Genomic DNA, 13,488 nt, shown 5'->3' with positions numbered 1-13,488 from the left:
CTCGCGGACAGCTTCATCGAGGATGAATTAATCGTGCTTCCCTGGCGCGCTCGCACATTTCGCATGCCTTCGCCAATATGCGGAGCGTGGTGGCGACGAGGCGATTTTTGGATCGACGAGCATAACGGCGCTGGGGGCGCTCGGGGTATAGGCGCTCGACGCCGAGCGCCGCCGGGAAACCGTGCCCATCAAGCCCGAGGTCGTCGCGAGCTGCGTGCCGGAGGCGGTGCACCCAGGTCGCGAAGTTGCCCGCGTGCAGAGGGTCGCGTCCTCCGGTACCCGCGCCGTGGCGATGCGCATCACCTCCCTCATCTGCACCCGCCCAGGCGTCTCGGCAGGAAATATCGGAGACGGCGACATAATTCGGCATGCGCCGCTTCCGCGCGCCCGGCCCGCGCCGATCGCGGGCCCGAGCCGGTCGAGGGCTGCGGCGAACGCATTCGGCCCCAATACGATGCCGAGTGTGGGGCGGGACACCCGACCATTCTCCTCGATCAGCGTGGCTCTGCCAGTTTTGGAAGGGGTCGCGACCGCCAAGGGATGGTTGGTGTATTCCGGAATGCGCGCGGCATCGCGGATCTCGGCAGCTTGTTTCCAGAGAGAGAGAGAGAGAGAGAGAGAGAGAGAGAGAGAGAGAGAGAGAGAGAGAGAGAGAGAGAGCGAGGGAGAGAGAGAGAGGGAGCGAGGGAGAGAGCGAGAGAGAGCGAAAAGAAGCGCGGGGAGTCGACCTCCCGGAAGGCTTTGCGCTCGAGGAAGCCGCGCTCGACCTGGCCGATGAACAGGATCATCGGAGTCGAAACCTGCATGGCGACATGCAACCAGCGGCCGCATTGGTCGCGCCCGCGCCGCGCGCCACCATGCAGACGCCCGGCCTACTCGTCAGCTTGCGGACGGCCTCCGCCATCACGGCGGCGCCGCCTTCCTGGCGGCACACGGTCAGCGCGACAGGGGGGCGTGGAACGAATCGAGAACGGCGAGATAGCTCTCGCCCAAGCGCAGAAGGCGTGGCGCACGTCGTTGGCGACAAGGCAATTGACCAGCGCCGGCCCGCCGATCGTCGGGTTCTGCGTATTGCGATGAGGACTCCTATCCTGCGCGGCGACATGAGCATGGTCGGCCCCAGGCCAGTGGTAAAGGATGAGCTTGAGCTCTACGGCCCGGCAGCGGACTATATTTCTATTTTTTGTAGATCGCCGATAGAGCCGAAATGCCGGGAGCCTGGAATCTCCGAAATGCCTAATCAAACGCAGACTTCGCCTCGAATTCGGCCAAAATCAGAGCATTTCAGCCCGCGAGGGCCGTAAAATGATCTCTGTAGATGTCCAACCGGGAAACGCCTCAAGCGCAGGGGGGCTATTGAGCTCTCGGATGAACCGCAGACGGTTCATGCAGAGGACGTCGAGGCGCTCGCGCGGGCGCTTGCCCATTACCTGACCAACCCCGACCCGCCCGAAGGTTGAGGAGCGCCACCATGTCCCCTTCTGCGAACCAAAAGGATGTCGAGCTGGTATCGCTCTCGGAGCTTGAGTGGCGCCTTGATCTCGTGCTGCGCGAAACGCGGCAGCAGGACATCGGGGTCGCGATCATCACGACGCCCGACGATATCTATACCTGTCCGGTTACTACACGCGCGCGATGACCTCGGTCACGGCGCTGATCGTGCCCTCGGCAGGCAAGCCCGTTCTCGTCACAAGGCAGTCGGACGAGGGCAAGTACCTCAAAATCAAGGATCGCACGACGGCCGCGGATTTCATCGCCTTCGGCGACGACGGGTTGGCTGACAGCCTGTCGATAGTCGGGAGGCTCGCCCTGGAGCGGGGCAGCCATGGCAGGTTGGCATCGAGCAGGACGGCATCTTCATCTCGCCCGCGCAGTTCGCGAATGTGACAGGGGCTTTGCGCGGCACCGAGACCGTCGAGATCGGCAGCTTTCTCAGTGCCCAGCGGCTGATCAAGTCCGCCTGGGAGATCGCATGTCACCGCAGCGCCGCTGGCGCGACCGCGCGGGCGATGCGCGCCGGAGTCGCGGTAATTGAGCCTGGCATCCTCGACAGTGACGTTGCCGCGGTCATGGCATCGGAGATGGTTCGCGGCGGCGAATGGCCGCGACCTGGCCGATCATCCTTTTCAGTGGCGCGCAGACCGGCCGCGCGCACTCCTCGTGGCAAGGCGATTCCATCGCGGCCGGCACCCCGACGACTCTCGAATTTTCCGCGGCGCGACACCGCTACCATTCCCCCCTCTATCGGACCGTCAACTACGCGGCGAACGAGGAGCAGCGCCGGCTGTCCGAGGCGGTCGCGACGGCGCACAAGGCGCAACTCGCGCAAATGCGCCCCGGCGTGTGGGCCTGCGACGTCTGGGAGGCACAGCGCGCCGCGATGGAGCGCTTCGACATCGTGCAGCCCTCAAAGGGCCGCGCCGCCTACACGGTCGGCATCGGCTTTCCGCCGAACTGGGTTCAGCATAACGCCATCGACCCAATGCGCGGCAACACCGCCGAGCTGCGGCCCGGCATGGTGTTCCACGTCATCTCATCCGTGGGCCAGAAGAACGTCTTTTGTATCGCCCATAGCGCGACCGTCTCCATCACCGAGGACGGCCACGAGGTGCTCACCGTGGACGGCCTCGACGGGCCGCTGCTGAAATGATGAGCCTGCCCCATCTCTCTGCTGCCGATATCGTCTCCCGGTCCCGCCGACCTGAAGGAGCCCGCCCATGCGTTCCCCGATACCCGACCGCCGCCAGCTCCTGGCAACCAGCGCAGGCCTAGGTGTAGGTCTTGGCCTTCCAGCGGGCGCGCGCAAGGCACGCCACGCGGCGGCGGCACGCTGCACATCTCGGTCGAGCAGACCGCCGCCAAGCTCAACCTGCTGCTGACGCGCGTGAATCCGGAATACCTGCTCACCGAACTGCTCTATTTCGGTCTCACCCGCCTCTCGACCGACATGACGCCGGAGCCCGACCTCGCCGAGCGAGGCGATCGGCATCGGCACCGGTCCTTCATGCTGGTGTCCCATGAACCCGACCGGCTGGTCGTGGTCGAGCGCCAACCCGCGCTACTACGACTAGGTCCGGCCCGATCTCGAATCGATCAAGGTCGGTGAAAATACTAGACAAGCGACTTCTTTGTTGGGTTGGACAATTATGAATATCCGTACGTCACCGTCAGGTTCCAAAGTCGGCTTTCAATAGGCCTGATCGCTACGCTATGGCAACAAGAAGGGGCCGAACGCCCAGCAATTTCGTCCAATCTACGCCATTGCGGTAAATTCTACGACGTATTAACTTTTGGCGGTGAATATTATCACCATCCGGTGCTAGCTAGCTTTCTCAGTCGTGGAGGACCCCTTATCGTCTCATCATCCTGCATTTTGTCCCGCGGGAACTGGGGCTTAGGATCTACATGGGAAACTCAATGACAAGATTTGCACCGGAAGAAACCTCATCGATAATAGGCATGCCACTTCCGTTCACGAATGGCGAATATAGGCGGCGGATTGATGCGGTACGCAAGCGGATGGCCGAGGAGAAACTTGACGCTCTCCTGATATTTCATCAAGAAAGCATGTTTTACCTCTTCGGTTACGAGCAGACAGGCTACTGGATCTACCAGACTGCGATCCTGACTGCCGATAGTCCAGAGATTACCGTATTTGTTCGCACCGCCGATGAACATATGGTCCGGGGACTGCCATACGTTGGGGATGTTCGGACTTGGAAGGACGATTCCGCAAACGACCCGATTGCGATCACTGTCGATTTGCTTCGGGAACGGGGCGTCCTAGGGGACGGCAAGCGCATAGGTATCGAGCTAAAAACGCACGCCCTTTTGCCCTTCTACCATAAACGGCTGAACGAAGCGTTGCCTTCGTTGGTCGACGCTTCTGACCTGATAACTGAACTAAGGATTCTCAAATCAGACGCTGAAGTGGTCTACATGCGGGAAGCAGGAAGAGTACTTGATGCTGCTTACGCAGGGGCGTTCGAGGCGCTGCGTCCGGGCGTGCTTGAAACCGAGGTTCTTGCTGCAGCTCTCACAGGCATGTTCAGGGCGGGCGGTCACGTGCCTGCCATCGTTCCTCCGTTCGCCAGCGGACCTCGCTTGCCTTCATGGACACATGGCCACGCCGTGGATCGCCGCATATTGCCCAATGAGGCCGTGACAATCGAACCCGGCGGTTCACGCTACAGGTATCATGCAGTCGGTGTGCAGACACGGTGGGTTGGTGGCGAGCCGACGGCGAAAATTCGAAAGACATTCGATGAGCTTGTCCAAGCTCAGGAAGCAGCCATTTCTATGATCCGACCGGGCGTTTCTACGGCAGACACGGCGCGTGAGATAAATCGTATCCTCAAGCAGTTTGGGCTGTACAAACTGGGAAACCATAATGGCTACGGCACGGGGCTTGGTTACCCTCCCACTTGGCTTGACACCCTGCGCATCATGGAAAGCGACCGCCATGTGTTTGAACGGAACATGACTTTCTTCCTAGTTTCCTATTGGGCTGTCAAAGAAGGCGACGTGACGACGGAGTTGTGCTTGGGAGAGCCGTTTATAGTTACCGAAACCGGCTGCGAACGGTTATCTGCTACGCCGCTTAGTTTGACCTGACTGCGGAGATTTACACTAGAATTCATGCCGCTGCACCAGCCGCGTTGAGCAGCCATAACCCGCCCGCCAGTGCAGGACGAACGCGTCAGTTAACACCGCGCTACGGCAAACGGCTTGGCGCTGATCTGGCTGATGAGGAGACTTACGCTACATGACGGGCGCCTAAGGCGCCCGTCGGTCTTCTCCGATACTTTCTGTCCGGGAATTAGCGGAATCGCTGTTCAGTTTTTGCGAAGCGCGCAATCCAGGTGGATCTGTTGAGCCGCACGAGCCAGTCTTCCGGTTCGTCGCGCTCTCGCCAAAGCAGCTCAGTCGCCGGCTATTAGACGTCATGTTCCGGAGCTGAGATCGGTGGCCCGCCCTTTCGTGCGTATACCCGCCCTTTCGTGCGTATAAGAGAACTCGATGTACCGCTCGGCCTTCTCGCCGAGGAATCGGGCGAAGGCGGTCATGCGACGCCTCCCGGAAAGGGGAGTGCGACCTCGGCGAGCTGCGAGGTTGCGACCTTTACGTACAGCGCCGTTGTATTGATGCTCTGGTGCCCGAGAAGATCGGCGACCTCGTTGATCGGCCTTCGCTGCCTGACAAGCTGGGTGGCAAGGCTGTGGCGCAGAAGATGCGCACCTCCGACCCGCCCGAGTTCGATCCCGCCATGCCGCAACCGCTTCCGTACGATCCTCGAAACAGGCGACGCGCACTTGAACGGTCCCAAGGGCGGCGTGAAGGACAGGAATAGATACGGACTATCCACCTTCGGTCGCGCGCGCAGGATGTAGTCGGCGAGCGCGGCGCCGGTCTCCTCGAGGAGCGGCGCCACGCGATCACGCTTGCCCTTGGTGCGCCGGACAAAAACCTCGCCAGTCGATATCCTGCAGCTGAATGGCGCGGAGCTCGCCGTTGCGAATGCCGGTGGTGGCGAGTAGCAGCAGGACGGCTCGATCGCGGATGTCGACCGGCGTCGTTGCGCCGATCGCATCGATTGCGCGCCGAACGTCATCCCATGCAAGGCGCGGTGGCAAATGCGCCAAACGCCAATGAGGCGTCCTTGGGACGACGCCGGCGAGATCCTGGTCATGGTGGCCAGCCCAACACAAAAACCGAAGAAATGTTCGGATGTGAGAAGTCGCTGCCGTGCGGGTGCCGGAGGTCGCCGATAGCGACAGCCGATGCTCGACGGCAGCGAGGACGTGCTCGGCCGCCAACGCCTCGAGGTCTTGGCCGGGATGGTGATGGCGGAACCAATCCAGAAAGCGGCGGCCGCCCAGAAGAACGCCTTCGCGGGTCTTCGGCTCCAGGCCCCGCACCCTGCCCAGATAGTCCGAAAAGGAAGCCAGAAGCGGAGCATCCGGGTCAGCATCTACACTGGGAACGGAGGCAATGAATCGCTCCGGAGCCACTCGCAGTGCGTGTCCCAGCGCCGACACTGCTCCAATGCGTGGAGAATCCGTCGTAAACGTGCACAAATAGCTATCGACGACATCCTGATGGATCGGCATCGGACCACAGCGCGTCGCGGCAAACTGGCTAAAGCGCGCAATCCGGCTCAGGTAAATCTTGGCGGTCGCTCGCTTATAACCAAGCGTGAAAAAATGCTTCGCGAGGCGATCCATCTCGCCACCGAGTGCGCCGCTGCGCAGGTGCTTGAGCACCCCACAATACGAAAAATAGAACTCGAGCATTCTGCCCCTCCGGCATTGTGGCGCAGGGGAATCCCGCGCCCCATGAGAGAGGCATGAAATATTATGTGGCGGAGGCAAGCTGGGTTTGGCCGGCCCTGCCGGGCGTCAGGGCGGCTCCGCCACATAATCTCGCCCGACGCATAAGAACGGATCCGAGCCGGCATCGCGCACCAGTGCCAGAAGGCCGTCGGGACCTTTTCTAAAATCGACGGGATGACTGGCGACCAACCCCTTCCCGCCGGCCGGGATCATGCCTGGCGAACCGCCCGATGATCCGCACCAGCTGCTCCTCATTGATATCGGCACCGGCGCGAATGACCACGCCACCCAGCTCGATCTCCACCGACGCAGACGCTGTCGGCGTGACCTCGACAAAGCCGAGCCGAGCCGCATCTCGCTGCCGCCTGACCGCACCGCTCTTGATCGCCTTGCGCCGCCAGCCGAACAGCTGCGAGCTCGCCAGTCCAGCCTGGCGCGCGATCGCCGACACGTTCGCCCCTGGCTTCAGGGACTCTTCAACCAGCCGAGCCTTCGCTTCCGCCGACCAGCGCCGCCGCGGACGCTGCGGACTTGCGTCCAGCCGGTTCGCAACCGCCTCAAGGACATGGAAGCTCCTATCATCAGGCATAGGCGCAGACATAGAAATTGACACTGCAAGCTCCTCAGCTCCTTCAGTGTCACTATCTCTCGCTCATCACCTCAAACCGCGCCAGATGGGGTCAGCTTGGCGCTTACCCGTGACTTTTATGAGCGTGCGGATCTCCATCTTGGCGACGGCAATCAGCCGACACGCCCTATACGTTGATGCTGCCCAGCCGCCATCAGAAATAAACTCTTGCCGATGGGCGGGCCATACGTTTTTGAACGTGAAGCGGCGACGGTCGAGGAACAGCTAGCCGTGGACGGCGCTACCCGAACACCGCACTCGACGGCAAGGCGCTCGCCGACCTCGGCGAGCGTGATGTCCGGCGCGTGCTCGATGAGGCCAAGGATGAAGGCCTCATGCGCATCGACTTCGAACGCGACGGCTGGCCCTGCTTGCGCGCTACCATCTCGCCGGTCTCGCGATAGAGGATTCCCAACTCCTCCGGCAGCGACGCGCCGCCTCCCGCGTCGAAACCCCGTCTTCAATGGCCGCAATCACGCGCCCACGAAGGTCCGCGCTGAGGCTCCTCGTCATCATCACCTCCTCGCAAATCACCGGGACAGTGATTCAAGACAGGACCTATCGCGTGAAGGTCCTCAAAACGACTCGGTGTTCATCAAAGATGCTCTAGGCTGCGACGCATCGAGCTCGGTTTCACCGGTAGACCGCGCAACTGCAGGCGTGTCGTGGGTTTGGCGGCGTACCGCGACGCTGCAAGCTGCGGCGACGGCTCGTATTCCAATCCTCCGATAGTTCTTCATGAGCTGATCGCTCTCGCCGAATTTTCCGGGATAACCAGCCGTCATGAATTCCTCCTCTGAATTTATCGCCCAAATAGACCAAAACCTTCTACGCGTGCGCTGAAAGCGTGTGCTTCACGCGAAGGACCGCAACGTTCTTTGCCCTCCCACGGCGCAGAATGCTCTAGAAGAGAGGCCGAAAAGTTTCGCTAACGGCCCTTTGTTCGCAGCGGCTCTCTTGGGAGGATTAGATCACTCTGCGGCGAGTTGCTTTGGTAGACGCAGCGCCGCGGCGCGACGGTGGCCTTCCAGTTTTTCAGTCGCACTCTGGCGCATGGCAGCCGGAGCCACCGCGGCAACGCCGCGCTCGTCCAGCCACTGGTGGGTGGCGATCTTAACGTAGGAGCCAACCCAAAGACCGCCGGTGTAGCGACCAGCGGCCATCGTCGGTAGGGTGTGGTTCGTACCGCAGCACTTGTCCGAATAGACGACACTGGCCAGTTCACCGATGAAGAGCGAGCCATAGTTTCGAAGCTTCTTGGCGGTTTCCTGTGGATCGCGTGTGTGGACCTGCAGATGCTCCGTCGCGATGTAGTCCGAATAGGAAATCATCGTGTCTTCGTCTTCCACGACAGTGATCTCGCCGTAATCCTTCCATGCAGAGCCTGCCACCGGCGCCGTCGGCAGATCTTCCAGCTGCCTTTCGACTTCCTTGAGAACGTCTTCAGCAAGCTTGCGGTAAGTCGTCACGAGCCCAACACGGGTGCGGACGTCGTGCTCAGCCTGCGCCAGCAGATCGGTCGCGATGGTTGCTGCATTGCCGGTTTCGTCAGCGACGATGAAGATCTCGCTCGGGCCGGCGAGCTGGTCGATGCCGACCTGACCGAACACTTGGCGTTTTGCTTCGTTGACGAAGGCGTTGCCCGGGCCAACGATCTTGTCGACTGCTGCAACGGTCTCGGTACCGTATGCCATGGCCGCAATTGCCTGGGCTCCCCCCACGCGGAAGATGCGGTCCGCACCAGCAAGGTGACAACCAGCAATCATGGCAGGATGGGCATTTGGCGGAAGGCAGGCGATGACGTGGTCACAGTTTGCGACCTTGGCCGGTACGATGGTCATGACCGGCGCCGACAGGAGCGGGTAGCGACCACCAGGCACATAGCAGCCGACAGTCTCGATCGGGATGACGCGGTGTCCGAGGTGAAGGCCAGGGAGGCTCTCGATTTCGAGCGGCAGAATGGTAGCCAGTTGAGCTTCGGCGAAGCGCCTGACGTTGGCGATTGCAAACTCGGTGTCTTCGCGCGTCTGCGGATCGAGATCGGCAACGGCCCGCCGCTTTTCTTCTTCGGTGACTTCGAAGTTGGTGACATCAACCTTGTCGAACGCCAGCGAGTATTCGCGGAGCGCAGGGTCTCCTCGTTCGCGAACGTTCGCGATAATTTCCTTGACGGTCTTCTCGACCGCCGCGGTGTCTGAAGCGGCATCCCGAGAGGGTCCCTTGATCTGGGTAAACTTGCCTTTCAGCGCTTCGAGACGCGACGTCATAAAAACCTCCTAATGCGGGATGATCGCAGCCAGCATCTTGCAATCTGAGCGGTCCGGCAATTGCCCAGCAACAAATGTTCATTATAGTCACCAATCAATCGGCCATCTGGCGAAGCCAACTTCATCGTGGAGGGCGCGAGTGAATTCTCAATTAGATTATGCAAGGAAGTGACGATGGCAAAAATTGGGAGCAAACTGCGCGAACTGCGTCGCCGGCGAAACCTTGGGGTGAGGGAGTTAGCGGCCCGTTCGGGGATATCTCACTCTACAATATCGCTCATTGAGCGAGATAAAATGAGCCCTTCGGTCAACACTTTGGGTGCCGTGCTTGACGCGCTTGGTACGACGCTTACAGGCTTCTTTTCCGATCTGCAGTCAAGCCTTCCGTATTCCCCATTCTATGCGTCAGCCGACCTTTTAGAGATCGGAAAACTCGACACAATCTCGTATCGCGTCATCGGCTTGGATCATCCCAACCGCCAGATGTTGATGCTGCACGAACGATACGCTCCCGGCGCCGACAGCGGCGAGGAATTCACTCATGCAGCGCAGGAAGCTGGCATGGTTTTAGGGGGTACAGTCGAGGTCACGGTGGGAAATCAAAAGCGTATCCTCAAGCCAGGCGATGGCTACTATTTTGATAGCCGCTTACCGCATCGGTTCCGGAACGTTCACGATGATTATAGCGAAATTCTCAGCGCGATCACGCCGCCTACTTACTAACCCGCGGCAGCTGCAACTACGGTGAGAATAGTCACCGAATGATATAGCGACGCTCCCAAACTGACGCAGATATGCTTTCTTATCTGGTAGTCGCAGGAGACAATGGGAAGCCCCATGAAATCTGTGAGCGCTACAATATCGCAGTTACCATTCTCTTGGAACTAGTCCTTGGCCAGGGGGATTATGCAGGGTAGAGCCACCGTAGTTTGGAACGAGCCTGGGTGGTGGTTAAATTGCCAATGCGCCTTGGCTCTGGTCCTGTTGCGCTCGGCTTCCCAGGCGGCGATCTCGCGGTGGAGCACCGTTCGGTGCGGAAGATACCGGCCCAAGCATTGGCGGCTGAGGATCGCGAACTGCAGTTCGGCCATGTTGAGCCAGCTGCCGTATTTGGGCGTGTAGTGAAACTCCAGCCGCTTCACGATGCGGCGCGCCTCCGCAGGTTGGGCGCGGCAGGGCTGTGGGTGCGGAGATTGTCCAGAACCACCGCAATGACCGGGCGTCAGGATAATGATCATCTCCCAGCGCCCGCATCTGCTCGGCAAAGTCCTGGTTGGTCCGACGTGCCGTCACCTCCACGTACCGCCATCCAGCCAAGGGTCTCAAAGCACAGGAACAAATTGGCCGTGCCTTGCCGCCGGTACTCATAGTCCACCCGGGCAGAGTGGCCGGGAGCCACCGGTTGGGGAGCGCGTTTGTCAGCGAGCAGCTGGAACGGCAACTCGTCAAAGCAGACGACCGGCCGGTCAGTGCTGTAGGGCTCGGCATACAGATCCAGAACGTCCTCCTTTCGCTAGACAAAGTCCGCTCCGACCGACGCGATGCACCACTGCAGATGTCGCGGCGACTTGGGGTGTTCCGCCTGAGGCGCCGAGCGTAATCCGGCGCAAACTTCAAAGCGGACTGTCTCGTAGGAGACGAGAAAACCGCGCTCCAGCAACATCTCAGGCTTAATGGGAACCTGAAATAGAGCCAGACCGCGTGGGCGATGATCTCGGGTGGAAAGCGATGGCGTTTGTAGCTGACGGACTTGATCATGCCGGCCCATCTACACGCCTCGCCTAATACTCGGGTTGACGTGATGCCGTGGATGGCGCCCTCCCACTAGCGTCAGACATGCCAAAATAGGCATGTTGAAGAACCGGAGAGGAACCACTCATCATGTCTGAGATTGCCACGATCGGCCTTGATATCGCCAAGAACGTCTCCCAGCTGCACCGCGTGGACAGGAGTGGAAAGATCGTCCTGCGCAGGGCGCTCCTGCCGCAGCCAGATACCGGGTTTCTTCAGCACGGTTCCCCCTTGCCTGATCGGGTTAGAGACCTGCGCGACCGCTCACCACTGGGCGCTCGCTCATGGCCTTCGGCCATAATGTCCGCCTGATCCCTCCCGCCTACGTCAAACCCTGTCTGGGCCGGCAGAAGAATGATGCTGCGGATGCGGCAGCGATCTGTGAGGCCGTGACGCGGCCCTCGATGCGCTTCGTGCCGATCAAGAGCCCCCAGCAGCACAGCATCCTCATGCTGCACGGAGCCCGTGATCTGCTGATCGGACAGCGGACCGCCCTGATCAACGCTCTGCGTGGTCATTTTGCAGAGTTGGACATCGTGGTGGCGCAGGGTGCACGCAACACGCGCCAGCTGATCGCCTCTCTTCAAGACCAGACCAACCCGTATCTGCCGGACACGGCCCGGATGGCGCTCCGCCTCTGGCGGCGATGCTTCTGGAGATCGAGAGGCGGATTGCCAAGCTCGACAAAGCTATTCTGGCGGCCCAACGCAGCGATCCGGTGAGCTGTCAGATTGGCCACGATCCCCGGCATCAGCCCAATCGTGGCCTCCTGTCTCTCCTCCAGCATCCCGGAAGCCAGCCTATTCCGGGGCAGCCGGGAGATTGCCGCCTATCTCGGCCTGGTGCCGCGGCAGCACTCGGCCGGTGGCAAGGCGAGGCTCGGCTCCATCTCCAAGATGGGCAACGGCACCTGCGCAAACTGCTGGTCGTGGGAGCGTACGCGGCGTCTCTACAGCATGAAGTCCGGCAAAACCAGGACAGCCCTGGCGGACTGGGCCCGGAGCCTTCTGACCAAGAAGCCGTTCAAGGTGGTCGTCGTCGCCCTGGCCAACAAGATGGCCCGAATCGCCTGGGCGGTGATGGTTAGGAGCACGGCGTATGAGCCCGGGAGCAAGAGAGCAGCCGTGCGGCGGCATAGACGACCAGCTCAGACTATTCGCCCTCCAGTTGGCACGGTGATGATGAGATGATGTGAAGCCAAAGCGGATATGGACCGCCGGAACTGGAAAACCGTGGTGTTTTTTTAGCGTCAGCGAAGCGCGATAATGTGAGAGGGACCAGCTTCAGCGTAAAACATCAGGCCAGCGGTCATGCAGTACCGCGTTCAAAGGCCGGAGACATGACCGCACCCGCCCCGCTAAGCCAAATGTCATCAACAATCCCATTGCCAAACGGGCGCCATCCAGACACGCTCTGACGGGGTGGGCGTCCCCGTCCGGCATCTCGTGACAGAGCGTCTGACCCGAATGTATGGACCGGCTGCTGAGGCGTGCAGGATAGCGGAAGTCGCTCATATGTATCCGGCCTGTCGATCGGCTCGCGGGCCGTGGCCTGGATGGGGAATACGCGCGCACCGTTGGTCTCATTACCGGACAGATTGGCGAGCAACCAATAGGGTCACCAGACTCTGGGCGCGTTCATTGATCCGTTCCATACTTTTCTCAGTCGCGAAGTGGTTGAGGCGCGTTGGCTCAGATGGCCGTGACCTCGTGACGGTGGATGTCGAAGGGTTTGTTGTTGCGCAGCACGCTCCAGGCGATCCGGGCAAGCTTGTTCGCCAGTGCGGTTGCAAGTTTGTTGCGGTGAAGGCGCGGCGCTGCGTTCTGCAGCCATGATCCGAAGCTAAAGCGTTCCCAATTGTGTGGTCGCATCAGGATGACGTGGGCGGCCTGGATGAAGAGCGTCCGAAGATAGGGAGCGCGACGAAGGTATGTTTCCGTGAGTGCCCTGGTTGCTGCGAAATCCTGAAACATGTCGGCTGCTTTTGCAGAAAGGCGCTCCGGAAAGCAGCAAATGAGCTGTCAATCTGCGGCCCTGCTGCCCTAATTTGATAAGACGAAATGATCGAGTGGGTAAGGATGAAAGGCATTGCCGTCGCTGCGTTACGTGGGGCTTACCTTCGAGGCTGACCAGGGGTTGCGCTCCGAGGTAACGATCCTCCCGGACCTCTACGTCAATGAAAGAGGGATATATGGGAAAGCATTCACACGAGGACAAGGACCATCGGTCAGCGAAGCGGCAGCTATATCGCTATATGAACACAGTCTTCGACTCAATCCAACTTCAACAATGGCATTCTGGGCTGAGCAACCGTTCGCCCGCCTTCGCCATGCCACTCACGGAGTAAGTGTAACTATGGAAAACGACCCTCTCAGCCTTGATGAAATCGTCCGTCGCGTGAATGCGAAGGCTGCCGATTACTGCGCCTTAAGCGACCGGATCTGGGCAATGCCAGAACTAGCTTTCGAGG

13 protein-coding genes and 5 pseudogenes are annotated in these 13,488 nt (G+C 60.4%); 9 read left to right on the top strand and 9 right to left on the bottom strand.

The window, feature by feature from the left end; all coding sequences use genetic code 11:
* Nucleotides 1–722: 722 nt before the first annotated feature.
* Nucleotides 723–1,040: pseudogene (locus EN742_RS38970) on the bottom strand (thiamine pyrophosphate-binding protein); the annotation flags it as partial.
* Between the two features lie 48 nt (nucleotides 1,041–1,088).
* Here EN742_RS38970 and EN742_RS01320 point away from each other — a divergent pair.
* The 6 genes and pseudogenes from EN742_RS01320 to EN742_RS01300 form a co-directional block, all read left to right on the top strand.
* Nucleotides 1,089–1,172: pseudogene (locus EN742_RS01320) on the top strand (sugar transferase); the annotation flags it as partial.
* Between the two features lie 299 nt (nucleotides 1,173–1,471).
* Nucleotides 1,472–1,639 (top strand): hypothetical protein, encoded by a 168-nt coding sequence (locus tag EN742_RS37745; protein WP_189375096.1) that lies wholly within the window; start codon nucleotides 1,472–1,474, stop codon nucleotides 1,637–1,639.
* A complete protein-coding gene (locus EN742_RS01315; RefSeq protein ID WP_128332282.1) occupies nucleotides 1,636–1,887 on the top strand; it encodes a hypothetical protein in 252 nt (83 codons plus the stop codon). The genes EN742_RS37745 and EN742_RS01315 overlap by 4 nt, the downstream gene beginning before the upstream one ends.
* A gap of 211 nt (nucleotides 1,888–2,098) precedes the next feature.
* Nucleotides 2,099–2,650: a M24 family metallopeptidase gene (locus tag EN742_RS01310; protein WP_128332281.1), complete on the top strand. Its 552-nt coding sequence runs from the start codon at nucleotides 2,099–2,101 to the stop codon at nucleotides 2,648–2,650.
* Between the two features lie 234 nt (nucleotides 2,651–2,884).
* Complete coding sequence (locus EN742_RS01305) at nucleotides 2,885–3,106, top strand: hypothetical protein (RefSeq protein ID WP_128332280.1); 222 nt, start codon at nucleotides 2,885–2,887, stop codon at nucleotides 3,104–3,106.
* A 311-nt stretch (nucleotides 3,107–3,417) separates the two neighbouring features.
* Complete coding sequence (locus EN742_RS01300; protein ID WP_189375094.1) at nucleotides 3,418–4,614, top strand: Xaa-Pro peptidase family protein; 1,197 nt, start codon at nucleotides 3,418–3,420, stop codon at nucleotides 4,612–4,614.
* A 329-nt stretch (nucleotides 4,615–4,943) separates the two neighbouring features.
* Here EN742_RS01300 and EN742_RS39945 read toward each other — a convergent pair whose 3' ends face one another.
* From EN742_RS39945 to hisD, 5 genes are all read right to left on the bottom strand, one after another.
* A complete protein-coding gene (locus EN742_RS39945) occupies nucleotides 4,944–5,066 on the bottom strand; it encodes a hypothetical protein (RefSeq protein WP_281034924.1) in 123 nt (40 codons plus the stop codon).
* Nucleotides 5,063–5,431 (bottom strand): tyrosine-type recombinase/integrase, encoded by a 369-nt coding sequence (locus EN742_RS38965; RefSeq protein WP_245492219.1) that lies wholly within the window; start codon nucleotides 5,429–5,431, stop codon nucleotides 5,063–5,065. The genes EN742_RS39945 and EN742_RS38965 overlap by 4 nt, the downstream gene beginning before the upstream one ends.
* Before the next feature lie 4 nt (nucleotides 5,432–5,435).
* A complete protein-coding gene (locus EN742_RS01295; RefSeq protein ID WP_245492218.1) occupies nucleotides 5,436–6,293 on the bottom strand; it encodes a hypothetical protein in 858 nt (285 codons plus the stop codon).
* Between the two features lie 199 nt (nucleotides 6,294–6,492).
* Complete coding sequence (locus EN742_RS01290; protein WP_189375092.1) at nucleotides 6,493–6,921, bottom strand: transposase; 429 nt, start codon at nucleotides 6,919–6,921, stop codon at nucleotides 6,493–6,495.
* A gap of 1,010 nt (nucleotides 6,922–7,931) precedes the next feature.
* Nucleotides 7,932–9,227: a histidinol dehydrogenase gene (gene hisD / locus EN742_RS01285; protein ID WP_128332278.1), complete on the bottom strand. Its 1,296-nt coding sequence runs from the start codon at nucleotides 9,225–9,227 to the stop codon at nucleotides 7,932–7,934.
* A 174-nt stretch (nucleotides 9,228–9,401) separates the two neighbouring features.
* Here hisD and EN742_RS01280 point away from each other — a divergent pair, with 174 nt between their 5' ends.
* The gene (locus EN742_RS01280; protein ID WP_128332277.1) at nucleotides 9,402–9,950 is read left to right on the top strand and encodes a cupin domain-containing protein; all 549 of its coding nucleotides are present in this window, start codon (nucleotides 9,402–9,404) and stop codon (nucleotides 9,948–9,950) included.
* A 161-nt stretch (nucleotides 9,951–10,111) separates the two neighbouring features.
* On the opposite strand, the gene EN742_RS01275 is transcribed toward EN742_RS01280, so the two are convergent.
* Complete coding sequence (locus EN742_RS01275) at nucleotides 10,112–10,465, bottom strand: transposase (RefSeq protein WP_128332276.1); 354 nt, start codon at nucleotides 10,463–10,465, stop codon at nucleotides 10,112–10,114.
* A gap of 383 nt (nucleotides 10,466–10,848) precedes the next feature.
* Nucleotides 10,849–10,985: pseudogene (locus EN742_RS01270) on the bottom strand (IS6 family transposase); the annotation flags it as partial.
* A gap of 123 nt (nucleotides 10,986–11,108) precedes the next feature.
* Here EN742_RS01270 and EN742_RS01265 point away from each other — a divergent pair.
* Nucleotides 11,109–12,208: pseudogene (locus EN742_RS01265) on the top strand (IS110 family transposase).
* Between the two features lie 501 nt (nucleotides 12,209–12,709).
* Here EN742_RS01265 and EN742_RS01260 read toward each other — a convergent pair.
* A pseudogene (locus EN742_RS01260) lies at nucleotides 12,710–12,931 on the bottom strand (IS110 family transposase); the annotation flags it as partial.
* 175 nt (nucleotides 12,932–13,106) lie between these two features.
* On the opposite strand from EN742_RS01260, the gene EN742_RS38585 reads away from it, so the two are divergent.
* Nucleotides 13,107–13,488, top strand: a 382-nt coding sequence (locus EN742_RS38585; protein WP_210214416.1) for a hypothetical protein, incomplete at its 3' end; no start/stop codon positions are given.

Origin of the sequence: Mesorhizobium sp. M4A.F.Ca.ET.020.02.1.1, assembly GCF_004022645.1 — a bacterium.
Taxonomy (GTDB): Bacteria; Pseudomonadota; Alphaproteobacteria; order Rhizobiales; family Rhizobiaceae; genus Mesorhizobium.
The sequence above is the reverse complement of the archived record's forward strand: the minus strand, read 5'-3'. Positions and strand labels throughout refer to the sequence as shown.